Origin of the sequence: Hymenobacter sp. YIM 151858-1 (assembly GCF_025979705.1) — a bacterium.
Classification (GTDB): domain Bacteria; phylum Bacteroidota; class Bacteroidia; order Cytophagales; family Hymenobacteraceae; genus Solirubrum.
This window is the reverse complement of the sequence record NZ_CP110136.1, coordinates 2,460,304-2,484,517: the sequence shown is the minus strand read 5'-3', so window position 1 is coordinate 2,484,517 and position 24,214 is coordinate 2,460,304. Positions and strand designations below refer to the sequence as shown.

Genomic DNA, 24,214 nt, shown 5'->3' with positions numbered 1-24,214 from the left:
TGCTGCTTCAGCCCAAACGGCCCAGGGCTACCTAGGCCGCAGCCAACTGACCCATTATGAAGATTTCCCTCGACTGGCTCCGCACCCTGTTTCCCACCGATAAAACGCCGGCCGAGATTTCGGCGCTGCTCACCAGCACGGGCCTCGAAGTTGAGGGCCTGGAGGAGCTGGAAAGCGTGCCGGGCGGTTTGCAGGGCGTAGTGCTGGGCACGGTGCTCACCTGCCAGAAGCACCCCGACGCCGATAAGCTCAGCATTACCACCGTGGACGTGGGCGACGCTACGCCGCGCAACATTGTGTGCGGTGCGCCCAACGTGGCCGCCGGCCAGCGCGTGGTGGTAGCTTTGGAGGGTGCCGTGCTGCACCCCACCAGCGGTGAGCCTTTTAAAATCAAGAAGTCGAAAATCCGCGGGGCGGCCTCGGAAGGCATGATTTGCGCCGAGGACGAAATCGGTCTGGGCACGTCGCACGCCGGCATTATGGTGCTCGATACCGACCTGCCCAACGGCACGCCGGCTGCCCAGTACTTCGGCCTGGGCTCCGACCACGTGCTGGAAATTGGCCTGACGCCAAACCGCGCCGATGCCGCCTCGCACTTCGGCGTAGCCCGCGATTTGCGCGCCCTGCTGCGCCAACCCGTGCAGCTGCCCGATGTAACGCAGTTCCACGCGCCGGCGCAGGCCAACGGCACGGCCATTTCGGTGCAGATTGAAGACGCCGACGCTTGCCCGCGCTACGCCGGCTTGCTGCTCGAAGGCGTGCAAGTAGGCCCCTCGCCCGAGTGGATGCAGCGCCGCCTGCGCAGCATTGGCCTGTCGCCCATCAACAATGTCGTCGATGTAACCAACTACGTGCTGCACGAGCTGGGCCAGCCCCTGCACGCGTTCGATGCCGACCAAATAGGCGGCAACGGCATTCGGGTGCGCCGCGCCGCCGCTGGCGAGCAGTTTGCTACCCTCGATGGCATTGAGCGCACACTGAAAGCCGAAGACCTGGTTATTGCTGATGCCGAAGGCCGTGCGCTGGCGCTAGCCGGCGTATTCGGTGGTAAAAGCTCGGGCGTTACCGAGGGTACCACCCGCGTATTCCTCGAAAGCGCCTATTTCAACCCGGCCGTAGCGCGTAAAACCGCTCAAAACCACCAACTCAAAACCGACGCGTCGTTCCGTTTTGAGCGCGGTACTGATCCGCACATGGTGCCGCTGGCGCTTAAGCGGGCGGCCCTGCTACTGCAAGAGGTGGCCGGTGCCCGCGTGGCTTCGCCCGTGGTAGATGAGTACCCCAAACACATTGAGCACACGCCGGTGCGCCTGCTGCTGCCGCGCGTCGAGAAGCTCATCGGCCACTACATCGCGCCCGACCGCATTCGCCAGATTCTCACCGATCTGGATATCCTGATTGTGGAGGAAAACGACGTGCCGGGCGGACCCGAGTGGATTTTGTCGGTGCCGCCGTACCGCGTGGATGTTACCCGCGAAGCCGACGTGGTGGAGGAAATCCTGCGCATCTACGGCTTCGACCACGTGCCGCTGCGCACCCACAACGCCGCCGATTACTTGGCCAGCTTCCCGCAGCCCGATACCGAGCTGCTCCGCCGCGACGTGTCGCAGCTGCTCAGCGGCCAAGGGTATTCTGAAATTGTGACGAACTCGCTCACCAACTCGCGCTACTTCGAAACCGCGGAGCAGCCCGATGCCAACCTGGTGCGCGTGCTCAACTACAACTCGGCAGACCTCGACGTGATGCGCCCCACGCTGCTGCACACCGGCCTCGAGATTGTGCGCCACAACGTAAACCGCCGCCAGCGCGACCTGAAGCTGTACGAGTTCGGCCGCAGCTACCACCGCCAGCCCGACGGCAGCTACAAGGAGCGTCCCACGCTGGGTATCTACCTCACGGGCAACGTGCAAGCCGAAAGCTGGCAGCAGCCCGATGCCAAAACTGCCTTCCACCACCTAGGCGGCGCCGTGCTGCAGGTGCTGCGCAGCCTGGGCCACGCGCAGCCGGGCCAGCAGCCCGTGCAGCACCCGTACCTCAACGGCGGCCTCACGCTGCTGCTGCACAACCAGCCCGTGGTGCACCTAGGCAGCGTATCGCCCAAGGTGCTGAAGCAGATGGACGTGAGCCAGCCCGTGTGGTACGCCGAGCTCGACTGGGCCTGGCTGACCAAGAAATACCGCGGGGCCCTCACGGTGCAGGAACTGCCCAAGTTCCCCGAAGTCCGCCGCGACCTGTCGCTGGTAGTCGACCTAGGCGTGACGTTCGAGCAACTGCGCCAGATTGCCACCAAAGCCGAAAAGAAGCTGCTGCGCGAGGTGAACGTGTTCGACGTGTACCAGGGCGAAAACCTAGGGGCCGGCAAGAAGTCGTACTCGCTAAGCTTCCTGCTGCAAGACCCCGAGCGGACGCTCACCGATCAGGCCATCGATCAGGTGATGCAAAAGCTCATGACGCAGTTTGAGCAGCAGGCCGGAGCGGTAATTCGCAAATAGTGCGTTGGTTTTTCGTTATTCGTTGCTCGTTATTCGCCCGATGCGAAAGCCCGCATGGGTAGGTTGGATTTAAATCTTTGAAAAACCCACCCGAAAAACGAAAAACCAATAACGAAAATCAAACCCGATGGCCTCCTCGCAGCAGCTTGCCCAACTCGACCGATTGGAACGGCAGGTAACCACTTTAGTGGCTGCCTATCAGCAAGTGCGCGAAGAACTGGCCGATGCCCATACCACCATTCAGCAGCTCCAGGCCGAGCTGCGCGACCGGGACAAGCAGCTGCGCGAGCACCAGAACCAGGAAAATATTGTTAAACTTGCTAACACCATAGCTGGCGAACCGGCTACCGCAACCGAGCTAAAACAACGTCTCAACGAATACATCCGCGAACTAGATAAGTGCCTTGCCTATTTGAGGGAGTAACCACCTAGCCGACCCACCCCAAGCACCCGCGACTGTGACCGAACTATCCATCAAAATCCGCATTGCCGACCGCGACTACCCCCTTCGGGTAACGCCGCAGGAAGAGGAGCGCCTACGCTTAGCCGGGCGCATGCTCAACGAACGGATTAAGGAATTTCGGGAGCAATACGGCATTCAGGACAAGCAGGACCTGCTGGCCATGATTGCGCTTACCACACTGGCCGACCGCATGAAGGCCGTGAAGGAAAAGGACGGTACCGATGCAGCCCTGACCGAGCGCCTCTCCCGCCTCGATCAGCTGCTGGCCTCGGTGGTACTTGCCTGATGGCACTGGTACTTGGTATGCTGTACCAGGTATTGGGTATTAGGAAATCGGACATAACTGTTAGCCCCGCTGGTGGGCGTCCGATTACTTGCTACCAACTACTGATTACGTAATACCGCTCACGGCCTGGGGCAGACGGCCCGGCCGCTCGCTGCCGTTGCGGCAGAACGCTTTGCGCAGGCTATGGTGTTTGTATCACCCTCCCCAACATCACCATACCATGCCCGAAATAATATACATCGTGCTGGCAGCCGTAGTAGCCCTGGTTGTGGGCTTCTTCATCGGCCGGCAGATGGCTGGCAAGGCTAGGCAAGATGCCGAAGCGCAGGCGCAAGCCCGCGCGCAGGAGCTCTTGCAAGAGGCCGAAGCCAAAGCCAACCGTGTGCGCGAAGAGCGCATTCAGCAGGCCAAAGACAAAGCCCGCCAGATTCGGAACGAGTCTGAGCAGGAGCTGCGTCGCCTCCGCCAAGAGGCCGAACAAGACCTTTCGCAGCGCCGCGAAGTAGTGGTGCAGCAGGAAGCCAGCATCAAGCAGCTTACCCAGGCTACCCAGCGCCAGCTGGAGCAAGTGCAGCGCAAGGAAAAAGAGCTCGATACGCTGCGCGAGAAAGTACAGAACGACGCCCAGCGCCAGCAGGAGCGCCTTGAAGCTCAGGAAGAAAAGCGCCGCGCTGCCCACGAGCAGCTCGTGGATCAGCTGCGCCAAGACCAGGACGAGGTAGACGAGCAGCGCCACCAGTTGCAGCGCCAGCTGGAGGCCATTGCCGGCCTCACGGCTGCCGAAGCCCGCGAGCAGCTCGTGGAGTCGCTGAAGAACGAGGCCCAGATTCAGGCTTCGTCGTACATCAAAGACACCGTGGCGCAAGCCCGCCTCACGGCTACCAAAGATGCCAAAAAGGTGGTGCTGGAAACTATTCAGCGCACCGCTGCCGAGCACGCCATCGAGAACTGCGTGTCGGTTTTCAACATCGAGTCGGACGACGTGAAGGGCAAGATTATCGGCCGCGAAGGCCGTAACATCCGCGCCCTGGAAGCCGCTACCGGCGTCGAAATCATCGTTGACGATACGCCCGAGGCCATCATCATCTCGGGCTTCGACCCGGTACGCCGCGAAATTGCCCGCCTCTCGCTGCACTTGCTCGTGAAAGACGGCCGCATTCACCCGGCCCGCATCGAGGAGATTGTGGCCAAAACGCGCAAGAACATCGAGGAGGAAATCGTCGAAATCGGCGAGCGTACCATCGTCGACCTCGGCATCCACGGCTTGCACCCCGAGCTGATTAAGATGGTGGGTCGCATGCGCTTCCGCTCGTCGTACGGCCAAAACCTGCTGCAGCACTCGCGCGAAGTAGCCAACCTGTGCGCCACCATGGCCGCCGAGCTGGGCCTGAACGTGAAGCACGCTAAGCGCGCCGGCCTGCTGCACGACATTGGCAAGGTAAGCACCGAGGAGCCCGAGCTGCCCCACGCCATCCTGGGCATGGAGCTGGCCAAGAAGTACAAGGAGCACCCCGACGTGGTAAACGCCATCGGCGCCCACCACGACGAAATCGAGATGACCGCGCTCATTTCGCCCATCGTGCAGGCCTGCGACGCCATCAGCGGCTCGCGCCCCGGCGCCCGCCGCGAAATGATGGAGAGCTACATCAAACGCCTCAAGCAGCTCGAAGAAACGGCCCACGCTTTCAAAGGCGTGAACCAGTGCTACGCCATTCAGGCGGGCCGCGAGCTGCGCGTAATCGTGGATGCCGACAACGTAACCGACGACCGCGCCCAGGAGCTTTCCAGCGAGATTTCACAGAAAATCGAGAAGGAAATGCAGTACCCCGGCCAGATTAAGGTGACGGTTATCCGCGAGATGCGCGCCGTGGCCTACGCGAAGTAGCCGAGCTGAAACGCTGCTAAACCAAACCGCCGCCGGATCGAAAGATCGGGCGGCGGTTTCTTTTTCTACCGTGGGCCAATTAGGCACCTATACCAGTCAGGCCTACCTATATTGAGCGGTATTACCCCGAGTTATCTATCCCGAAACAGATGCGTGCGCTACCTGCAGTTTTAGTCTTCCTAGGTGTTACGACTCTGCTAAGCGCCTGCAACCAATCGGTTTACTACCCGCTGCAGCCAACCGTGCCGATGGTAACCCAGGCGCGGCAAGCAGAAATAACAGCGGGCATCGATCAGAACCAATCGGCTTACGCCTCGGCCACCGGCATACCCGTGCCGCACCTGCTGCTCACGGCTACTGCCAGCAAAAGCCTGTTTGGGCCCGCCGAAATCAGGCCTAGGCGCAACAACGAGCGCCGGCAGCAGCAATGGGAGGCCGGCCTCGGCAGCTACATCACGCTAAAGCAGGCTTACACCGTGGGCCTGCTGGCCGGCTACGGGCAAGGCGAAAGCGCCTACCAGGAGTTCGTGCCCGACTTATCCTTTTCGATGGCGGGTGGGCAGGCCGATGAGTACCGGCGCGTGGATGCGCGCTTCAGCCGCTACTACGCGCAGGCCTATGCCGTTGTGGTGCCTGTTTCCGAAGGAGCCGTGCAGTTTAACCTAGGCGCCGCATACCGCCTGAGCTGGGTGCGCTATGCGCAGTTCGAGGCAACCACTTTTTACTATCAGCCCTCGGGCGCTGCCAGCGGGCAAGGGCCTACGGGGTATGCCGTGCCGCGCACGTACTGGCACAGCTTTTCGGTGCAGGCCAGTGCGCAGTGTACGCGCTGGCCGGCTATGCGGCTGCAGGTTGGCCTGGGTGGTGCGCAGCCCCAATCCGGCAAGGCCGAATCTGCCGACGGGGGCTACCGCATTCCGTACCAGACCGAGCGCAGCCGCCACGGGCAATGGGCGCAGGCCCATGTTGGCTTGGTGCTGCAGCCGCATTACTTTTTTCGGAAGCCGTAGCATTGTAGGAATACGCGCTGGGCATGTGTTGGAGCAGGCGACCCAGGCTCCGCTTGCCAACCCGGGCCACGCTACCTAGGGTGCCCCGATGCCACGAGGGAGCCAGCACCTAGGGCTGGGGTTACTTCTTCTCGAAGAATTGGGCCAAGGGCCGGGCAAACAAGCCGGTGGTGGTGGCCACGTACACCGAATCGCGCAGCACGGCCATGCCCGTAACGCTGGCGCGCTCAAGCCCATCGGCCTTCAGGGGGCGGATGCGGTAGTTCGGCCCTTGCCAGTGCAGCGTGTACAGCTGGTCGAATTGGCTGCCCACCAGACTGTCGCCCACAAAGTAAAAGCGCGACTGATCGAAAATGGCCGGCACGCCGGTGTATTCCCGCCAGGTAAGGCCTTTATCGGCGGAGGTAAGCAGGCGCCCCCATTCGGCGTGGGCATAGGCCGTGCCGCCGTAGGTGTAAAACGCGTCGGTAAGCGGCGAGGGGCCCCACACCCGCCGGAACTGCCCGTCGGCCCCGATGCGGTAGAGGCCGCCGTCGCCTAGGTCGGCCACGAAATAATCGTCGAGGGCAGCCAAATGGCGCACGTAAGGCAGGCCCGCGCTCCGATCGACGGGGATGCGCACCACCTGCGCCCGCTGCACCACGCTGGTGGCCGGACTGACGGTGGCCAGCACGAAGGTAATGGGCCGCGCCGGGTCGTTGTTGTCGTAGGCAATGAGCACTTGGTTGGCGCTGCTGATGGCCGTGGTTTTGAACGGGGTGATGTAGCGCGTGGCAAAGCGCACGGCCGTGGCATCGAGCCGGCGCAGGCGCACAAAACCGGCCGGGTTGAGCGGGGCCGCCGTGGTGGCCACCACCAGCAGCGAGTCGTGGGCGGGGTAGGCAAAAAACGCCGGCGCCAGCGCCAGGCGCACGCCCACATCGGAGGGCAGGCCCGCGGCGTGTACCGTGGCGCCGCCGGGCCCCTGGCTGCGCAGCTTGGTAAAGTAAAACGGCTGCTGCAGCAACAGCTGGCGCCCGTCGCCGGCCATGTTCAGGATGGTGCGTTCGAGCCCGCGCAGGTTGCGTACTTCCGTCCAGCTCCGGCGCTCGGGCACCTCTTTTATTTCAATAACGGGGTCTTTTTGGCAGCCCAGCAGCAACACGAGCGCGCCCAGCAGGCAGCGCCCCGCGGAAGCAGGCGTAAACGACGAGTTCATACGAAGGATAGCGGCGGTGTAGCAATGCACAGCTGCGTGGCAGCTCGGCCGTAAGTTAGCGCCAAGCCGGGGCCGGGCGGCAGTGCCGGGCTTACTTTTACTTTTGCGGAGGCCGGGCCAGCGCTTGCCCTGGCCAAATTTGTGCGCTGCTGCACAACGAAACCGCCTTTGCTACGTTGTGCTAGCCCAAACCAATGCCTTTTGCTGTGGCCGTACGTCGACTGTTGCTGTTGGGCCTGCCGCTGCTGAGTAGCTGTGCCTCTGTTTATTTTCCGCCGCCCGCCGCCGCGCCTATGCTCACGCAAAAGGGCGAGTTCAGCGGGGGCTTGCATACCAACTGGAAAGCCAACGTTACGGCCCAAGGCGCCTATGCGGCCGGTGAGCACGTGGGCATCATCGCCTCGGGCTCGTTTCTGCACACCAACGGCAAGCGCAAAGTTTACGACCAGGATTTTGGCGAAGTGGGCGCGGGCTACTACACCCGCTTCGGGGCTGATAAAAGCCGCATTCTGGAGGTGTACGCAGGCGCCGGCTACGGCAAAGGCAAGCGCACCGAGCGTACCCGCGCCGGCGAAGTAACAGAAACCGTGGAAGCCCGGCTTGAGAAGTACTTCGCGCAGGTGAACTACACCAAGAAAGACCGCGAGGAGTTCGAGTTCCTAGGTCGCACGTGGCCGTTCCGGTACGGGGCCGCCCTGCGCCTGAGCTACATGAACACCCCCGAGCTGCGCCTGAACGGGCAGCTCATTCCCGGCGAGGACAACATTTTCTTCGAGCCTGTTACCTACACCCGCATCGGCCTCGTCGGCCCGCTCAAGTTTCAGACCATGAGCGGCTGGAACTTCGGCCTGAAAAACCGCAAGTACCTCACGGCTGGTAATTCGGTGTTCAGCCTCGGGCTGATTATCAACGTGGGCGGAGACGGACGAGGGGATTAAGTTCTTAAAGCTCGCAGACGCACTTTTATGAAGCTGGAGCGCAATTGGCGCAATAAGTCTCTTGATAACTTAGAAAAGGAGGTTTGGGGCGCTTCGTCTTGCGGAAGTAATCTAACTAATAGGGTTGTTGCGCTACGCAAAATGCCCTTAGAGCAACTACGTGCCGAAGACCTCCGCCTCCTTATCAGGCAAGGAATAAGCCTCCCTTATCTGGTGCCGCTGGTTTTAGAACTACTAGAGCAGGACGTCGCTGTTGAAACAGACTATGGCCCTGGCAATCTGCTGGAAACCGTTCTGAAGATAGATGAGCAGTATTGGTTTAGGAATCAGAGTCAATGGTCGGTACTATGCAAGCTAGTCAGCCAGAATTCTGATTTACTAGTGGAGCTAGCTATTGACACAACTAAGTTTTTGCGAGTAGGTAAACAACTAGGCTGAGACCAAAAACAAAAAGCCCCGACCTGTATAGGCCGGGGCTTTTTGTTTTCAGAACCTAGGGCAATTACGCCGTTACCTTGTCGCCTTGCAGCACGCGCAGCATCGTTTCGCCGATTTCGGCGGGCGAGTCTACTACGTGGATGCCGCACTCGCGCATGATGGCCATTTTAGCAGCAGCCGTGTCGTCGGCGCCGCCGACGATGGCACCAGCGTGGCCCATGCGGCGGCCGGGAGGTGCGGTTTGGCCGGCTATAAAGCCTACCACGGGCTTTTTGTTGCCGGTTTCTTTAATCCAGCGAGCCGCTTCGGCTTCCATGCCGCCGCCGATTTCGCCGATCATTACGATGCCCTCGGTTTCGGGGTCGTTCATGAGCAGCTCAACGGCTTCCTTGGTGGTGGTGCCGATGATGGGGTCGCCGCCGATGCCGATGGCCGTGGTTTGGCCCAGGCCGGCTTTGGTCAGCTGGTCAACGGCTTCGTAGGTCAGGGTGCCCGATTTCGACACGATACCTACGCGGCCTTTCGAGAAGATAAAGCCGGGCATGATGCCCACTTTGCACTCGCCGGCGGTCATTACGCCGGGGCAGTTCGGGCCGATCATGCGCAGGCCCTCGCGGTTTTTCAGGTACTCCTTCACCGCAATCATGTCCTTGGTCGGGATGCCTTCGGTGATGGTTACGATAACTTTAATGCCAGCGTCGGCAGCCTCCATGATGGCGTCGGCGGCAAATGCCGGGGGCACGAAAATGATGGTCGTGTCGGCGCCGGTTGCTTGTACGGCGTCGGCTACGGTGTTGAATACGGGCTTGCCGAGGTGGGTTTGGCCGCCTTTGCCGGGCGTTACGCCACCCACGACGTTGGTGCCGTAGTCCATCATCTGCTGGGCATGGAACGAGCCTTCGGAGCCCGTGAAACCCTGCACAATCACTTTCGAGTCCTTATTGACCAGTACGCTCATGTGGGAATGGAGTGAAGATAAATCAGTGGAAAAACCCGCCTACGGCGAGCCGTGCGCAAAGGTAGCCTTTTCGGCGGCTGAGGCAAGGCTGGCAACCGACCGCCGGGGCGCGCGGCGGCCCCTAGGTAGCGCGGGCTGCGGCAGGCACGGGCAGGGGAGTGGGTTGGGCGGGGAGCAACCCTGGCCCAACGCATGCCCCAGGCAAAGCCGCGAGGCGCTAATTGCAGCCTGCGGGCACGAACGGCGGCGCGGCGTTGTTAGCAACCGATTGGCAGGCGATAACCCGATGGCCGGGGCTGCTTGTCAATAGTTCGGCTGCAAGGGCAAAACCGTACCTTTGCGCTTTCCCAATCTCCCACGCATGTACCTAAATAACATCGTTGAAGCCATCGGCAACACGCCCTTGGTGAAGCTAAATAAAGTAACCGAAGGCATTCCCGGTACCATCCTGGCTAAGGTTGAGTACTTCAACCCGGGCAACTCGGTGAAGGACCGCATGGCCCTGCGCATGATCGAGGATGCCGAGAAAGCGGGCCTGCTGAAACCCGGCGGCACCATCATCGAGGGCACTTCGGGCAATACCGGCATGGGCCTGGCGCTGGCCGCCATTGCCAAGGGCTACAAGTGCATCTTCACGATGTCGGACAAGCAAAGCAAGGAAAAGCAGGACATCCTGAAGGCCGTAGGCGCCGAGGTAATCGTGTGCCCCACCAACGTGGCCCCCGACGACCCCCGCTCGTACTACTCGGTAGCCCGCAAGCTGAACGCCGAAATCCCGAACTCGTTCTACCCGAACCAGTACGACAACCTCTCGAACTCGGCCGCGCACTACGAAACCACCGGGCCCGAGCTGTGGGCCCAAACCGAGGGCAAAATCACGCACTACGCCTGCGGCGTGGGCACGGGCGGCACCATGTGCGGTACTACCAAGTACCTGAAAGAGCAGAACCCCAACCTCGTGAGCATCGGCCTCGATACCTACGGCTCGGTGTTCAAGAAGTACAAGGAAACGGGCATTTTCGACGAAAACGAGATTTACGCCTACAAAACGGAAGGCATCGGCGAAGACATTCTGCCCAAAAACGTGGACTTCGACCTGATCGACCTGTTCATCAAGGTAGGCGATAAAGAAGCCGCCGTGATGACGCGCCGCCTGGCCAAGGAAGAAGGCCTGTTCGTGGGTTGGTCGTGCGGCTCGGCCGTGCACGGTGCCCTCGAGTACGCCAAGGAAAACCTGAAGCCCGAAGACACGATGGTGATTGTGCTGCCCGACCACGGCACGCGTTACCTAGGCAAGATTTACAACGACGACTGGATGCGCGAGCAAGGCTGGCTCGATTAATTTCAGTATCTTTAGCATACCCGACTGCAAGGCGTGGCCGGTTATTGTTCCAACTATTTCAGGCCTACGCAATGTCACGCAAGCTCAATCAGGTGGTGCTTATCGATGATAACGAAACCACCAGTTTTCTGAACAACCGGCTGTTGCAGCGGCTCGATCTGGCCGAGAACATTTTGTTGTTTACCAACGCCGAGCAAGCTTTCAGCCAACTCTGGGGCAAAGGCGCGGCAGCCGGCGAGGCAAAGCCGGAGCTGGTTTTCGTGGACCTGAAAATGCCCGGCATGGACGGCTTCGAGTTCCTGAACCAGTACAGCCAGTTGCCCGCCGAAGTGCGCGAAAAAACCGTAATGGCGGTGCTAACCACCTCCATGCACTCGGCCGATACCTCGCGGGTGGCGCAGTACGAAGGCGTAGAGTACCTGGCCAAGCCGCTCACCGAAGAGAAGATGCGCATGCTGCTGGAGAAGCGCTTCGAGATGGTGAACTAAGCTTTATCGAGCTTTTGTTTTTTCAACAGAAAGGCCGCCGGAACAGCTGTTCCGGCGGCCTTTCTGTTGTTGCGGCGGCGCAGCAAAGCGCTACATCAGCACGGGTACAAATTCGAACTTCTCGCCGTCGAACAAACCTTTGTCGCTCAACTTCAGAGCCGGAATTACCAGCAGGGCCATGAACGACAACGTCATGAACGGGGCGCGCAGCGGGCTGCCAAGGTGCTTGGCCAATTGGTCGACGGCGGTATAGGCCTCGGCCACGGCGTACCCTTCGCCATCCGACATCAGCCCGGCCACGGGCAGCGGCAGCAGCAACTCCTCGCCGTTGTCGCCCACGGCAGCCAGGCCGCCTTTGGCCTCGATTACCAGGTTCACGGCGCGGGCCAGGGCCTCGTCGGAGCAGCCCACGGCCGTGATGTTGTGCGAATCGTGGCCGACGCTGCTGGCCAGGGCGCCGCGCTGCAAGCCAAACCCGCGGATGAACGCCACGGCGGGCCGGGCATCGGGCTGGTAGCGGTTTACTACCGTCAGCTTCAGCACATCGTTGGCAACATCGGGCACGAGCAGGCCGGCTAGCACGGGCACGCTGGCGGGGTCGGCGGCGGTAATCAGCTGCCCGTCGTAGCACCGGATGGCCCGCACCCGGGCTGCCCCGGCGGCCGTGGCATCGGGGGCACCTAGGGCAAAATCGGCGGGCTGCACGGGGCGGGCCACAAAGTTGTTGGGCGCGCCGTTGCGGCCGGGCGGCAAAAGCGCGCGGCCCTGTTCGGCCACCAGCGCGCCGCGCAGGTAAGTTTGCTGAACGCGGAAATCCTGCAGGTTATCCACCACGATAAAGTCGGCCGCGTCGCCTTCGCGCAGCTGACCTAGGTCGGTGAGGCGGTAGTGCTGCACGGGGTTCAGGCAAGCGGCCTGCAGCACCTTCCATACCTCGATGCCGCGGGCCACGGCGCGGCGCACCAGCTCGTCGATGTGGTTGAGCACCAGGGAGTCGGGGTGCTTGTCGTCGGAGCAGAACATGATGCGGGCCGAATGCTCGTGCAGCAAATCCACCAGCGCATCGAAGTTGCGGGCCGCCGAACCTTCCCGAATCAGAATGTGCATGCCGCACGCCAGCTTATCCAAGGCCTCTTCGGCCGTAAAGCACTCGTGGTCGGTGCTCATGCCGGCGGCGGCGTAGCGGCGGGCGTCGTCGCCGCGCAGGCCGGGGGCGTGGCCATCTACGGGGCGGCCGTACTGCTGGGCCAGGGCAATTTTGCGCATCACGTCGGCATCGTGGTGCAGCACGCCGGGCCAGTTCATCATTTCGGCCAGGTAGCCGATTTCGGGCCGCTGAAACAGCGCTTCGATGTCGTCGGCGGTGATGACAGCCCCGGCCGTTTCGAACGCGGTAGCCGGCACGCACGAGGGCGCCCCGAAGCAGAAGTGAAACGGCGACTGGCGGGCGTTATCGAGCATAAACTCCACGCCGGCCACGCCCAGCACGTTGCCAATTTCGTGCGGATCGGACACGGTGGCCACCGTGCCGTGCACCACCGCCAGGCGGGCAAACTCGGCGGGCACCAGCAAGGAGCTTTCTACGTGCACGTGCGCATCCACGAAGCCGGGCAGGGCATAGGGCAGGGCCGGGTCGGGCGCGGTGCCGGGGGTATCGTGCTCAATCCGCTCGATGCGGCCGCCGGCCACCCGAATGGTGCCTGGGCGGGTGGTTTTGTTATGGATATCGACAACGTTGGCGCGCAGCGCAAAATCAGCGGACATAGGCAAAAAGCAGAAACAACTTGCAGGACAAAGAGTGGCCGAGCCACCCAACAAAGAAGGTTATCTTTGTTTAAAAACCGATTGACTGGTGAGAAAGACCTTAACCCTGCTGCTCTCGGCGCTTACCCTGGCCACGGCTACGCCGTTGCTTACGAGCTGCGCCCGCATGACGCCGCAGCAGAAAAAAACCGCTTCGTTTAAGCGCAAAGCCCGCGGCGGCAAAACGCCCTGCCCCTGCGAAAGCCACTAGCCGCGCCCGGCACCCAGGGCCGCCCGCAACTCGCTCCACTTCTTCTTTTCCTCGTTCTATGCCCCACGTTTACCCGCGCGGCCGCCGCGCGGCCCTGCGCAGCCTGTGCGCCGCAGCGCTTTTCCTAGGTGTTCAAACAGCCGTCTCGGCGCAGGCAGCCCTGATTGTGGGCCTGGTGCGCACGGCCGTCAACGTAACCATGCTGGCCACCGCCGATACCCAGTTTGCGCGCAAAGGCAAAGGCAGCTACCAGCTCGAGGCCGATGCCGCTACCTGGCAGCCCGCCAAGCTGCTGCTAACCAACAACGTGCTGCAGGCTGAGGCCGGCAAGAGCGAGCAGCGCTACAGCCTGGGCGAGCTGCGCCAGGCCGTTATCGGCACCGATACCTTTGCGGTGGTACACAGCGTGCAGTTTCCGCCGAGCGGCAAAGCCAAAGAGCCGGTGCCGCCTACCACCGTGCTGGGCCGCCGCACGTGGCGCCGCCCGCAGGTCGAGCTGTTCGAGTTTGCCAGCAGCGCGGGCATGGTGCCGGTGCTGCGCTTCCCCAACCAGAAAGCCCTGGCCCTGCCCACCCAGCGCAAAGAGTTTCAGCAGGCCATGCAAGCCGTGGTGGCCGACCACCCCGTGCTCAGCCAGCAGCTGCAGAGCGGCCAGCTCGACGCGACACACACCCGCGCCATTCTGGAGGCCTACCTCCGCAACAAGCCCGAAGGCTTCAACACGGCCGCCATTTTTGCGCAGCAGCCCGAAGGCGCGGCCAAGTAGTTATTAGCAATATCGTTATGACATTAGCAGCTCGCTTCTGGTGGCTTACGCTGGCCCTAGGTGCCGCGCCGGCCTGCGCCATTGGGCAGGCATTCCCCAGCTACGCGCCGCCGCGCATGCCCATACCCGGCCAGCCCGGCATGCCGATGTATTATGGCCAGGGCACGGCGTTCGTGCGCGGCCGGTTTCAGTTGGCCGATGGCCGCTGGAACGACGCCCAACTGGTGCCGGGCATCGACAGTATTGCCGTAGCCAACGACGACCGCCGCAACCGCACGCCCACCTGGTACGACCCCCGCGAGGTGCAGCGCTACGTGGTGCGGCAGGATACCTTTGTGGTAGCCCGCAATTTTGTGGCGCGAAAAGCAACGGTGGAACAGGCGTTTGTGCGGCAGCTCTACCGCAAAGCCGGCTACGTAGTAATGCGCTACGACGCTCCCGAAACCCTGCTGCTGGCCACGCCGGGCGGGGCTTCGGTGCGGGTATTGCCAAAAAAGCGGACCGAGTTTCGGCAGGCTATGGCCGAGGTATTGCACGACCACCCCACGCTACCGCAGGAGCTGGCCAAGGTTGACGTAGGCCCCGAGCACATCGGCAAAATCCTGGATATATACCTGAGTTGGAAGGCTATGGCCACTCAGCCGGGTGCTGCGGCGCTGCCGCCCGCGCCCTAACCACTGCCGCTGCCCGCTGGTTGCCGTAAGAGGTAGTTGTCTTCAGCTTTTACTTTCTGTGCCTATGTCATCCGAAAATCCCCTTGCCCACATCCAGCAGGCGGCCGAGGCCGTGCGCCAGCAGCTGCAGGTAAACGACTTCGGCGAAGCCGCCGTGCAGCGCCTCGCCGCGTTCATCGAGGAGCAGCGGCCTTTGCTGAACCGCGACAACATTCAGGGCGTGGTGGTAGCCCTAGGTGCCTTCTTGGGCCAGTGCATGGTGCAGGGGTACCAGGGCGAGTGGGCCACCGGGCCCGATGGCACCACGGGCGTAGGCTTCCGGGGCGAGCGGTTCTTCAACCCCTTCTTCCGGGTGGCGCTGCAGTTCGACAACGGACCCAAGGAATCAGTGGCCGATTTCTACGCTTCCATACCGTCGAGATTGGCCGAGCCGGTGAAGCGCAAGGGCTGGATTCAGTAGGCATGCCTACTAGTACTTTCCTTAAAAAATCTTATTGTTTTTCTATAATCGCCTCCCCGGAGGCGATTTTTTTTGCTTGAAATTCTGGTATCCAGCAAAACTTTTGTAACTACGTAATCACCCGCTTGCGGGTTAGTCCTTCTTTCCTTCCTTCTATTTCACCTATTGCCATGGAAGAGTTGCGTGCTGCCGCCGAAGCTGTGCGGCAACAACTCAATGTATCTGCCTTCGACGAAGCCGCCGTGCAGATACTTGCCGAATTTATTGAACAGCAGCGCCGCGACATCGGTGATGCCGACAAGCCCAACGTTGTCAATGCCTTAGGCTGCTTTTTGGGCGAGTGCATCATTCGTGCGTTCGGCGGCCAGTGGATACACAATGAAGCCGGGGTGGTGGGCATCCAACTTGGAGCGCATACCTTTGTGCGGCCGTTCGAGCATGTGGACCGCCAACTGACGCATGGACTCGCCGAATCGGTGTCTGGGTTTTACCAATCGGTACCCAGCCGGTTATCGGTGCAGCCCGCTCGTCGGTTGACGTGGATTCCGCTTCCGCTCCCGACGACGGCCCGCCGACCGCTCACCAGATGAAAAACATCGTCATAGCCATCGACGGCTACTCTTCCTGCGGCAAAAGCACTACGGCCAAAGCCGTTGCCGCCGAACTTGGCTATGCTTACATCGACACCGGGGCCATGTACCGTGGTGTCACGCTTTACCTCCTCGAGCACAACATCTCGTTCGAGGATTTGCCGCGGGTGGAGGAAGCCCTCCACCACATGCAGATTACCTTCAAGCGGAACCGCCGCACGGGGCGCAACGAACTGTGCCTCGACGGCATCATCCGGGAGGACGAAATCCGGCAGATGCGCATTTCCAACGCCGTAAGCGAGGTGTCGGTTATTCCGGCCGTGCGCCACGCCATGGTGCGCCAGCAGCAGCGCATGGCCCGCAAGCGCGGGGTGGTGATGGACGGCCGCGACATCGGCACCACCGTATTCCCCGACGCCGAGGTGAAGATTTTCATGACGGCCGACGTACACACCCGCGCCATGCGCCGGCAAGTAGAGCTGGCCACCAAGGGCGAGCAAGTGTCGCTCGACGACATTGTACAGAACCTGCAGAAGCGCGACTACCTCGACTCGACGCGCGCCGAAAGCCCGCTGCGCCGCGCCGCCGATGCCGTGCTGCTCGATACCTCGCACATTACGATTGATGAGCAGGTGGATTTCGTACTCGAGCGCGTTTCGTCCGTATTGGTGGATGGGCTGCGCGCTGCTGAAATCGGCTGACAAAACGCCTGCCCCCGAGGAGTTTGGAATGATTCGTGCCCTAGGGTGCGTTAGTCGGCAGGCCTGAAGGCGGGCAAGCCGGCTGGGCTACAAGAACCGACTGACATGAACGTCATCATCGATAAGAATTCCGGGTACTGCTTCGGCGTGGAGTACGCCATTCAGATGGCCGAAGACGAGCTGCAGGACTCTGCGGAGCTGTACTGCCTGGGCGACATCGTGCACAACCGCATGGAGGTAGAGCGCCTGCACCAGCAGGGCCTGCGCGTGATTGACCGCGAGCAGCTGGGCCAGCTCCACGACTGCAAGGTGCTGATTCGGGCCCACGGCGAGCCGCCCGAAACCTACCAGCTGGCCTTGCGCAACAACATCGAGCTGATCGACGCTTCGTGCCCGGTGGTGCTGAAGCTGCAAAACCGCGTAAAGCACGCCTTCGATGCCACGCGCCGCCACGATGGCCAGATTGTGCTGTACGGCCAGCCCGGCCACGCCGAGGTAACCGGCCTGAACGGCCAAACCGGCAACCGCGCCATTGTGGTGATGACCGAGCAGGACCTGGAGCAGATCGACTTCCGCCGCCCGGTTACCTTGTTCAGCCAAACCACCAAAAGCACGGCGGGCTTCTACCGCATGAAGCAGATTATCGAGGAGCGCATTGCCGCTGCTGGTGGCGACCTGACCACCTTCGACGCCAACGACTCCATTTGCCGGCAGGTATCGAACCGCGAGCCGCAGCTGCGCAAGTTTGCCCACGAGCACGACGTAGTGGTGTTTGTGAGCGGCCGCAAAAGCTCGAACGGCAAAGCCTTGTTTGGGGTGGTAAACCAGGAAAACCCGCGCAGCTACTTCGTGGAAAACGAGCAGGAGCTGCAAGACGAATGGTTTGAGGGTGCCGCCTCGGTGGGCATTTGCGGCGCCACCAGCACGCCCATGTGGCTGATGCAGCGCGTAGCCGACCGCATTGCCGAGGTGGGCGAGGCGGTGGCCTAATAGCTTATTCTTAAACCTGCGGCTTTTAGTAGTTTGCGCCTGGCTTTTTGCCAGGCGCTTTGTTTTTCGCCCCGATGAAAAAAATCATAGGCTACTTTTTGCGCGGGCTGCTCATTCTGGCGCCCGTTACCCTCACGGTTTACATCCTGCTGGCCTTTTTGCAGTGGCTGAACAACCTGTTCACCATCGAGGGGTACCCGCCGGGCCTGGGCCTGCTGCTGATTGCCGTGCTGCTGACGCTGGTGGGCTACGTGGGCACGCAGGTGCGGCCGTTTATCGTGCTGGGCGAGCGTATCCTGAACCGGCTCCCTGTTATCAACATTCTGTATTCCAGCATCAAGGATGTGTTTGATGCCTTGCTGGGCGAGGAGCAGAAGTTCAGCCAGCCGGTGCTGGTAAAGGTGTTTGCCGGCACCGAGTGCTTTAAGCTGGGCTTCGTTACGCAGGAGTCGATGGTGGCCATTCACCGCGAAGACCTGATAGCTGTGTACTTCCCCGACTCCTATAATTTTTCGGGCGAGTTGCTGCTGGTGCCCCGCGAAAACGTGGTGCACCTCGATTTGCCCAGCGCCCAGGTAATGAAGTTCGTGGTATCGGGCGGCGTGGCGAAGCTGTAAGGTTTTTGGGTGACAAGTGACAGGTGACAGGTAACACGTTGAGGGAGGCAGCAAACAAAAACCGGTAGTCGGCAATAGGAGTACACTCTGTCACCTGTCACCTGTCACCTGTCACCTGTCACCTGTCACCTGTCACCTGTCACCTGTCACCTTAAAAAATGTTCGTCGAATCGGGCCAAACCAAGCTGCATTACCAGGTATATGGCCGCGGGCCGTTGGCGGTGCTGGCTTTTCATGGGTACGGGCAAAACGAAAGCCACTGGCGCAGCGTGGCCGCGCTGCTGGGCGAGCGGGTTACCATCTACTCCTTCGACTTGTTTTACCACGGCCGCAGCCGCCTGGCCAAGGCCGATTCGCCTATCCGGAAGCAGCGCCTGGCCGAGCTCCTAGGTCAGTTTTTGCAGGAGCAAGGCATAGAGCAGTTTGGGCTGCTGGCCTTTAGCATGGGGGCCAAGTTTGCCCTGACGATGGTAGAGCACTTTGCCGACCGCGTAGCGCACCTGTGGCTGATTGCGCCCGACGGCATTAAAACGCAGTTCTGGTACTCGCTGGCCACGTACCCGCCCTGGATGCGCGGCGTGCTGGGCCGGGCCGTGCTGCGCCCGCAACGCCTGCTCAACCTGATTGAAACCCTAGGTCAGCGGCGCATCGTGGACAACGGGCTCGTGCGCTTTGCCCAGTGGCAGCTCGACAGCCGCGAAAAGCGCCTGCGCGTGTACCGCAGCTGGACGGGTTTCCGGCACCTGGTGTTCGATACGCCGCGGCTGGCGCAGGTGCTCAACCGCCGGCCCACGCCGGTTACGTTTTTCCTGGGCCGCTACGACCGCGTGATACCCCACGCCGGGCTGCGCGAGTTTATCAGCTCGCTCCGCAACGCCCATACCGTGATACTGGAAACCGGCCACGCCGGCCTCATCTACGACGTGGCCGCTTACCTGCGCCGCCACCCCGAGGAGCTGCGCTGGACCTAGGGCTAGACTTCCGATAAGGCCGTCAGCTCGCGTTCGTAGAGGTGCAGGTTTTCTTCATCGAACAGCACGAACACCACTATTTCGGGTAGCTCGTGGTGCAGCAGGTAGTCGCGCACGGTTTGCACGGCTATGCGCGCGGCCTCGGCTTTGGGGTAGCCGTAGATGCCCGTGCTGATGCCCGGAAACGCGATGCTGCGCAGCCGGTGCTCGGCGGCCAGCTGCAACGAGCTGTTGTAGCAGTTGGCCAGCAGCTGGGGCTCCTCTTGCCCGCCGCCCTGCCACACCGGGCCCACCGTATGAATAACGTGGCGCGCGTGCAGCTTGCCGCCGCTGGTAATCACGGCTTTGCCGGTGGCCAGGTTGCCGCTGCGCGCCCGGATGGAGCGGCACTCGTCGAGGATTTGGGCGCCGCCGGCCCGGTGGATGGCCCCATCGACTCCGCCGCCCCCCAGGAGCGAGGAGTTGGCGGCGTTGACGATGGCATCGGTGTCGAGCTTGGTAATGTCGCCGTGCGCGAGCAGGATGCGGCCGAATTCGCGGGAAGCAGAGTGGGGGAGAGACATGCTGCAACGAAATAGGGGATGGTGAGAAAACGAGAAGCAGCGGCGGCCCGGCTACAGTTCGTCGGTCTTTTTAGACGGTTCGGCCCCAAATGGTTGCCGTTCGGCACAGAAAAAATTGACCTAGGGCCCTTGCCCACAGTACATTCGGGTATTCTAATTCTTCTGACCGACACCAAACACTGCTATGGCTACCCCCGACCGCGACCCCCAAATCTGGCGTATGGCCCAGGCGCGTGCCAAGTTCAAATCGCACGCACTTACCTACCTACTCGTGAATGCCTTGCTCTGGACGGTTTGGGCCGTTACCAGCCGCCAAACCGGCGACTACGGCGTTCCGTGGCCCATCTGGCCCACCGTGTTCTGGGGTATTGGCCTCGGCATTCAGGGACTGGCTACTTACGGCCGCTTCGGGCAGGAGAGCTGGTCGGAGCGCGAGTACGAACGGCTGCTGCGCGAGCGGCAGGCGGGTCGCCTATAGGCCCTGGGTGGGCGCAACCTTTGGGCGGGGGCAGCAGTTGGTAAGGGTATGATCCGCCGACTGCTGCCCTTGCTTTTGCTGTTGCCCCTGGCCGGCGCAAGCCCCACCGCTGCGCCCGATAACCTCAGTAACATCAGGTTGCCGGCGGGCTTCCGCATCAGCTACTTTGCCCAAAACGTGGGCGGGGCCCGCTCGCTGGCCCTAGGTGCCGACGGCACCGTGTACGTGGGCACCCGCGGCACCAAAGTGTACGCCTTGCCCGACCGCAACCGCGACGGCCGCGCCGACGAGGTGATTACCGTGGCTGCTGGCCTGAACGAGCCCAACGGCGTGGCCGTGCGCAACGGCGCCCTGTACGTGGCCGAAATCAGTCGCATTTTGCGCTACGACAACATTGCCGCCCGCCTGAAGCAAAATCCCAAACCGGCGGTGGTGTTCGACCAGCTGCCTAACCGGGAGCACCACGGCTGGAAGTACATCAACTTCGGGCCCGATGGCAAGCTCTACATCCCCGTGGGCGCGCCCTGCAACGTGTGCCTGCCCGAGCAGCGCATTTTTGCTACCATCAACCGCCTGAACCCCGACGGCTCGGGCCTCGAAACCGTGGCGTACGGCGTGCGCAACTCGGTGGGCTTCGACTGGAGCCCCGTGGACAACGCTTTGTGGTTTACCGACAACGGCCGCGATATGCTCGGCGACGACAAGCCCGCCTGCGAGCTGAACCGCCTGGCCGCCCCGGGCCTGCACTTCGGCTTTCCCTTCGTGCACCAGGGCGACATTCTCGATCCGCAGTTCGGCCGGGGCAAAAGCCCGAGCACCTACGTGCCGCCGGCCCGCAAGCTGGGCCCGCACGTAGCGCCGCTGGGCATGAAGTTTTACACCGGGCGCATGTTTCCGGCGGCGTACCGCAACCAGATTTTTATTCCGGAGCACGGCTCTTGGAACCGCTCCAACAAAATTGGCTACCGCATTACCCTGGTGCGCCTCGATGCCAGCGGCCGGCAAGCCACCAGCTACGAAACCTTTGCCTCGGGCTGGCTGCAGGGGCAGCGAAGCTGGGGCCGCCCCGTGGCGCTGCTGGTTATGCCCGATGGCGCGCTGCTCGTATCCGACGACCAGAACGACTGCGTGTACCGCATCAGCTACGTGGGCTAAGCGCACCTAGGGCGCGCCCCTCAAATAAAAAACGCCTTACCTGCCTACCTACTAGCAGCCGCGCCCGTATTTTGCCCCCGTGAAAAAGGCCCACCCCCGACGACCCCCGAAACGCATCGTAGGCCGCCGCGAGCTTGTCGACTTTCCGCAGTTTCAGCTGCGCGGGGTAGAGGCCAAGGTGGACACCGGCGCGTTTACGGGCGCCATCCATTGCTCCAACATCCACGTGGATACGCTGCCCGATGGGCGGCCGCTGCTGCGCGTGCTGCTGCTCGACGACGCCCACCCCGCTTTCCACGGCATGCCGCTGCAGTTCGAGGAGTTTTCGCTGCGCGATATTCGCTCCTCCAACGGCGAAGTGCAGGAGCGTTACGTAATTAGGGCCGTAATTCGCTTGTTCGGCGAAGATTTCGAGACGGAATTTTCGCTTTCCGACCGCTCCGATATGAAGTACCCCGTACTTATCGGGCGGTTGTTGTTGCGCCGGGCCCGGTTGATGGTGGATGTGTCGAGGCGCAACTTGTCGTACAAAAGCCAGCACCTGCGCATGCCCAATTAGTGGGTAGCGGCCCACTTGTTTTCTTCCTCAGCTATACCCTCGTTTACCATATGAAACTGGCGATTCTCTCGCGTGAGCCCAAACTGTACTCCACGAAGCGCCTGGTGGAAGCGGCCGAGCTGCGCGGCCACGAAGTCGAAGTCATCGACCATTTGCAGTGCAACCTGGTGCTGGAAAAAGGTGCCCCCAGCATTGTGTACGAGGGCCGCAAGCTCGAAGGCTTCGATGCCGTGATTCCGCGCATCGGCGCCTCGGTTACCTTCTACGGCACGGCCGTGGTGCGGCAGTTCGAGATGATGAAAGTGCGCACCGCCGTCGAAAGCCAGGCCATTGTACGCTCGCGCGACAAGCTGCGCTCCATGCAGATTTTGGCCCGCGCCGGCGTGGGCATGCCCAAAACCGCCTTCACCAACTACTCCGACGAGGTGCTGGAAATGATTCAGCAGGTGGGCGGCGCGCCCGTTATCATCAAGCTGCTGGAGGGCACGCAGGGCCTGGGCGTGGTGCTGGCCGAAACCGAAAAGGCCGCGCAGTCGGTAATCGAGGCCTTCCACAACCTCAAGGCCCGCATTATCGTGCAGGAGTTTATTGCCGAAAGCAAAGGCGCCGACCTGCGCGCCTTTGTGGTGAACGGCGAGGTGGTCGGCGCCATGAAGCGGCAGGGCAAAGAGGGCGAGTTTCGCTCGAACCTGCACCGCGGCGGCACGGGCAAGCTCGTGAAGCTGACGCGCGCCGAAAAAGCCGCTGCCCTGCTGGCCACCAAAGCCCTGGGCCTGGGCATTGCCGGCGTGGATATGCTGCAGAGCAAGCGCGGCCCGCTGGTGCTGGAGGTAAACTCGTCGCCGGGGCTCGAGGGCATCGAGAAAGCCACCGGCCTCGATATTGCCGGCAAAATCATCGAATACACCGCCGAGCTGAGCAAGCACAAAAAAGGCGGCAAGAAAAAAGACGGCACGAAATCGACGGCCAAATCACTGCCCGATACGCAATCGGATTAAGGGCTGGCGCGGCCCTCCGAATACCAAAAGCAGCAAGGGTTACCTAGGGGCAAAGTGGCTGATAAACAGACAGCCACCGTTGCTGCTACACCCGCCCATGAAAACGACGCTTGCTTTTGCTGCCGCTGCCGTGCTGGCCGCCGCCACGGCCTGCGACCCAGGTATTGCCTTTGAGCCGGTGCCGTTTGGCCACGTGCCGCCCCGCCAACGCCTGAGCCTGGAGCAGCTGCTAGGCGGGCCCGCCGTGGTGCTCGTGGGCCCCCGCGATACGCTGCGCCTGCGCGTGCGCTACGAGCCCGCCACCCAACTCAACCTGATTACCAGCGCCGCCAGCGGCGATACCCTGCTGCACGGCTGGGCCTACCGTTACAAGCGCCTGTTCTACCTGGTGCAAGCCCGGCCCGGCGGCGCGTACTGGGTGCACGCCGCGCGCATAAAAGCCAACAAGGTAACCGGCCTCATCAGCGACTACGAACAGCTGGCGCCGTTGGCGCGGGCAGTAAGGAGCGGGGCATTTGGCCAGTTGGTAAGTGCCCGAAACCCGAAAGGCGAACCCACGCGGCTGCGCTTCGAGGCAAAAACGCTGCGGCCCTTTTACGAGGCCGTGCTCGATAGCTGCACTACCTACCGCCTAGGTGGCAGGCCGGGGCCGGGCCCGCAGGCACCGGCCACCGAAAGCCTCATAGCCAGCGTGTACCCCAACCCGGCCGCCGGGCAAACCACCATAGTGCTTGCCGATACCGGCACGTACCACCTCGAAGTGGTGGATGCGCAGGGCCGCACCCGCTTGGCGCTGCCGGCCGCCCGCGGGGCGGCCACGCTGGAGTTGGGCAGTTTGCCTGCCGGCACGTACTGGGTGCGGGCCCACCACGCCAAGCGCGGCCGCACGGCCACCAAACTGCTGGTGGGGCAGCGGCCCTAGGTGGGCGGGCGGTTTAGGCCACGGGCAGGCCAATTGCGGCAGGGCTCAGCGCTGAGGCCAGCTATTGGCCGGGCTGCTGAAAATCCCAGGCAACCCCAACGCAGTAGGCGGAAATAATGGAACAATGTCTAGTTTATATATAATAATGTCTATAAATTAACCCTATCGCGCCGCAGTAGCCAAGCCAAGCACTGCATACCTATCCCTATTGCACAACCTATCTGCCGATGCCTATGCCCATTGTCCGCTATTTCCCCC

26 protein-coding genes and 1 pseudogene are annotated in these 24,214 nt (G+C 62.0%); 23 read left to right on the top strand and 4 right to left on the bottom strand.

Annotated features, from left to right (window positions below; translation table 11 throughout):
* Positions 1-56: 56 nt before the first annotated feature.
* The 5 genes from pheT to OIS50_RS11025 all read left to right on the top strand — a co-directional run bounded on the left by pheT (position 57) and on the right by OIS50_RS11025 (position 6,136).
* A complete protein-coding gene (pheT, locus tag OIS50_RS11045; protein WP_264690699.1) occupies positions 57-2,492 on the top strand; it encodes a phenylalanine--tRNA ligase subunit beta in 2,436 nt (811 codons plus the stop codon).
* 127 nt (positions 2,493-2,619) lie between these two features.
* Positions 2,620-2,916, top strand: coding sequence for a hypothetical protein (locus tag OIS50_RS11040; protein ID WP_059067347.1), 297 nt, complete (start codon positions 2,620-2,622; stop codon positions 2,914-2,916).
* A gap of 34 nt (positions 2,917-2,950) precedes the next feature.
* Positions 2,951-3,241, top strand: a complete 291-nt coding sequence (locus tag OIS50_RS11035) for a cell division protein ZapA (protein WP_059067349.1) — start codon at positions 2,951-2,953, stop codon at positions 3,239-3,241.
* A gap of 220 nt (positions 3,242-3,461) precedes the next feature.
* Positions 3,462-5,126: a ribonuclease Y gene (gene rny, locus OIS50_RS11030; RefSeq protein ID WP_264690698.1), complete on the top strand. Its 1,665-nt coding sequence runs from the start codon at positions 3,462-3,464 to the stop codon at positions 5,124-5,126.
* Positions 5,127-5,275: 149 nt separating this feature from the next.
* Positions 5,276-6,136 carry a hypothetical protein gene (locus OIS50_RS11025; RefSeq protein ID WP_264690697.1) on the top strand — a complete coding sequence of 287 codons (861 nt, stop codon included), beginning with the start codon at positions 5,276-5,278 and terminating at the stop codon, positions 6,134-6,136.
* A 121-nt stretch (positions 6,137-6,257) separates the two neighbouring features.
* On the opposite strand, the gene OIS50_RS11020 is transcribed toward OIS50_RS11025, so the two are convergent.
* Complete coding sequence (locus OIS50_RS11020; RefSeq protein ID WP_264690696.1) at positions 6,258-7,334, bottom strand: hypothetical protein; 1,077 nt, start codon at positions 7,332-7,334, stop codon at positions 6,258-6,260.
* Positions 7,335-7,540: 206 nt separating this feature from the next.
* Here OIS50_RS11020 and OIS50_RS11015 point away from each other — a divergent pair, with 206 nt between their 5' ends.
* Positions 7,541-8,272: an outer membrane beta-barrel protein gene (locus tag OIS50_RS11015; protein ID WP_264690695.1), complete on the top strand. Its 732-nt coding sequence runs from the start codon at positions 7,541-7,543 to the stop codon at positions 8,270-8,272.
* Positions 8,273-8,299: 27 nt separating this feature from the next.
* Complete coding sequence (locus OIS50_RS11010) at positions 8,300-8,710, top strand: contact-dependent growth inhibition system immunity protein (RefSeq protein ID WP_264690694.1); 411 nt, start codon at positions 8,300-8,302, stop codon at positions 8,708-8,710.
* A gap of 64 nt (positions 8,711-8,774) precedes the next feature.
* Here the strand turns inward: OIS50_RS11010 and sucD are convergent, their stop codons facing one another.
* On the bottom strand, positions 8,775-9,668 hold the full coding sequence (gene sucD, locus OIS50_RS11005) for a succinate--CoA ligase subunit alpha (RefSeq protein WP_264690693.1): 894 nt from the start codon (positions 9,666-9,668) through the stop codon (positions 8,775-8,777).
* Between the two features lie 361 nt (positions 9,669-10,029).
* On the opposite strand from sucD, the pseudogene OIS50_RS11000 reads away from it, so the two are divergent.
* Positions 10,030-11,007: pseudogene (locus OIS50_RS11000) on the top strand (PLP-dependent cysteine synthase family protein); the annotation flags it as partial.
* Positions 11,008-11,081: 74 nt separating this feature from the next.
* A complete protein-coding gene (locus OIS50_RS10995) occupies positions 11,082-11,498 on the top strand; it encodes a response regulator (RefSeq protein WP_264690692.1) in 417 nt (138 codons plus the stop codon).
* A 90-nt stretch (positions 11,499-11,588) separates the two neighbouring features.
* Here the strand turns inward: OIS50_RS10995 and ade are convergent, their stop codons facing one another.
* Positions 11,589-13,262 (bottom strand): adenine deaminase, encoded by a 1,674-nt coding sequence (ade, locus tag OIS50_RS10990; RefSeq protein ID WP_264690691.1) that lies wholly within the window; start codon positions 13,260-13,262, stop codon positions 11,589-11,591.
* 88 nt (positions 13,263-13,350) lie between these two features.
* Between ade and OIS50_RS10985 the strand changes: the two genes are divergently transcribed.
* The 9 genes from OIS50_RS10985 (at position 13,351) to OIS50_RS10945 (ending at position 19,281) form a co-directional block, all read left to right on the top strand.
* Positions 13,351-13,512, top strand: a complete 162-nt coding sequence (locus tag OIS50_RS10985; protein WP_264690690.1) for a hypothetical protein — start codon at positions 13,351-13,353, stop codon at positions 13,510-13,512.
* Positions 13,513-13,570: 58 nt separating this feature from the next.
* Complete coding sequence (locus OIS50_RS10980) at positions 13,571-14,278, top strand: hypothetical protein (RefSeq protein WP_264690689.1); 708 nt, start codon at positions 13,571-13,573, stop codon at positions 14,276-14,278.
* 17 nt (positions 14,279-14,295) lie between these two features.
* Positions 14,296-14,952 (top strand): hypothetical protein, encoded by a 657-nt coding sequence (locus OIS50_RS10975; protein ID WP_264690688.1) that lies wholly within the window; start codon positions 14,296-14,298, stop codon positions 14,950-14,952.
* 64 nt (positions 14,953-15,016) lie between these two features.
* Positions 15,017-15,412, top strand: a complete 396-nt coding sequence (locus tag OIS50_RS10970) for a hypothetical protein (RefSeq protein ID WP_264690687.1) — start codon at positions 15,017-15,019, stop codon at positions 15,410-15,412.
* Positions 15,413-15,582: 170 nt separating this feature from the next.
* Positions 15,583-16,002: a hypothetical protein gene (locus tag OIS50_RS10965; RefSeq protein WP_264690686.1), complete on the top strand. Its 420-nt coding sequence runs from the start codon at positions 15,583-15,585 to the stop codon at positions 16,000-16,002.
* Positions 15,999-16,703 carry a (d)CMP kinase gene (cmk, locus tag OIS50_RS10960; protein ID WP_264690685.1) on the top strand — a complete coding sequence of 235 codons (705 nt, stop codon included), beginning with the start codon at positions 15,999-16,001 and terminating at the stop codon, positions 16,701-16,703. The genes OIS50_RS10965 and cmk overlap by 4 nt, the downstream gene beginning before the upstream one ends.
* Positions 16,704-16,808: 105 nt before the next feature.
* Positions 16,809-17,693 carry a 4-hydroxy-3-methylbut-2-enyl diphosphate reductase gene (locus OIS50_RS10955; protein WP_264690684.1) on the top strand — a complete coding sequence of 295 codons (885 nt, stop codon included), beginning with the start codon at positions 16,809-16,811 and terminating at the stop codon, positions 17,691-17,693.
* Between the two features lie 74 nt (positions 17,694-17,767).
* Entirely contained in the window at positions 17,768-18,310 is a 543-nt protein-coding gene (locus OIS50_RS10950) for a DUF502 domain-containing protein (protein WP_264690683.1), read from the top strand.
* Positions 18,311-18,468: 158 nt separating this feature from the next.
* On the top strand, positions 18,469-19,281 hold the full coding sequence (locus OIS50_RS10945) for an alpha/beta fold hydrolase (protein WP_264690682.1): 813 nt from the start codon (positions 18,469-18,471) through the stop codon (positions 19,279-19,281).
* Positions 19,282-19,283: 2 nt separating this feature from the next.
* Here OIS50_RS10945 and OIS50_RS10940 read toward each other — a convergent pair whose 3' ends face one another.
* Positions 19,284-19,844, bottom strand: coding sequence for an O-acetyl-ADP-ribose deacetylase (locus OIS50_RS10940; protein ID WP_264690681.1), 561 nt, complete (start codon positions 19,842-19,844; stop codon positions 19,284-19,286).
* 184 nt (positions 19,845-20,028) lie between these two features.
* Between OIS50_RS10940 and OIS50_RS10935 the strand changes: the two genes are divergently transcribed.
* From OIS50_RS10935 to OIS50_RS10915, 5 genes are all read left to right on the top strand, one after another.
* Positions 20,029-20,322, top strand: coding sequence for a 2TM domain-containing protein (locus tag OIS50_RS10935; protein WP_264690680.1), 294 nt, complete (start codon positions 20,029-20,031; stop codon positions 20,320-20,322).
* 48 nt (positions 20,323-20,370) lie between these two features.
* Positions 20,371-21,477 (top strand): PQQ-dependent sugar dehydrogenase, encoded by a 1,107-nt coding sequence (locus OIS50_RS10930; RefSeq protein ID WP_264690679.1) that lies wholly within the window; start codon positions 20,371-20,373, stop codon positions 21,475-21,477.
* Positions 21,478-21,556: 79 nt separating this feature from the next.
* The gene (locus OIS50_RS10925) at positions 21,557-22,036 is read left to right on the top strand and encodes an ATP-dependent zinc protease family protein (RefSeq protein WP_264690678.1); all 480 of its coding nucleotides are present in this window, start codon (positions 21,557-21,559) and stop codon (positions 22,034-22,036) included.
* A gap of 50 nt (positions 22,037-22,086) precedes the next feature.
* On the top strand, positions 22,087-23,034 hold the full coding sequence (gene rimK / locus OIS50_RS10920) for a 30S ribosomal protein S6--L-glutamate ligase (protein ID WP_264690677.1): 948 nt from the start codon (positions 22,087-22,089) through the stop codon (positions 23,032-23,034).
* 97 nt (positions 23,035-23,131) lie between these two features.
* Positions 23,132-23,956, top strand: a complete 825-nt coding sequence (locus OIS50_RS10915; RefSeq protein WP_264690676.1) for a T9SS type A sorting domain-containing protein — start codon at positions 23,132-23,134, stop codon at positions 23,954-23,956.
* Positions 23,957-24,214: the final 258 nt, after the last annotated feature.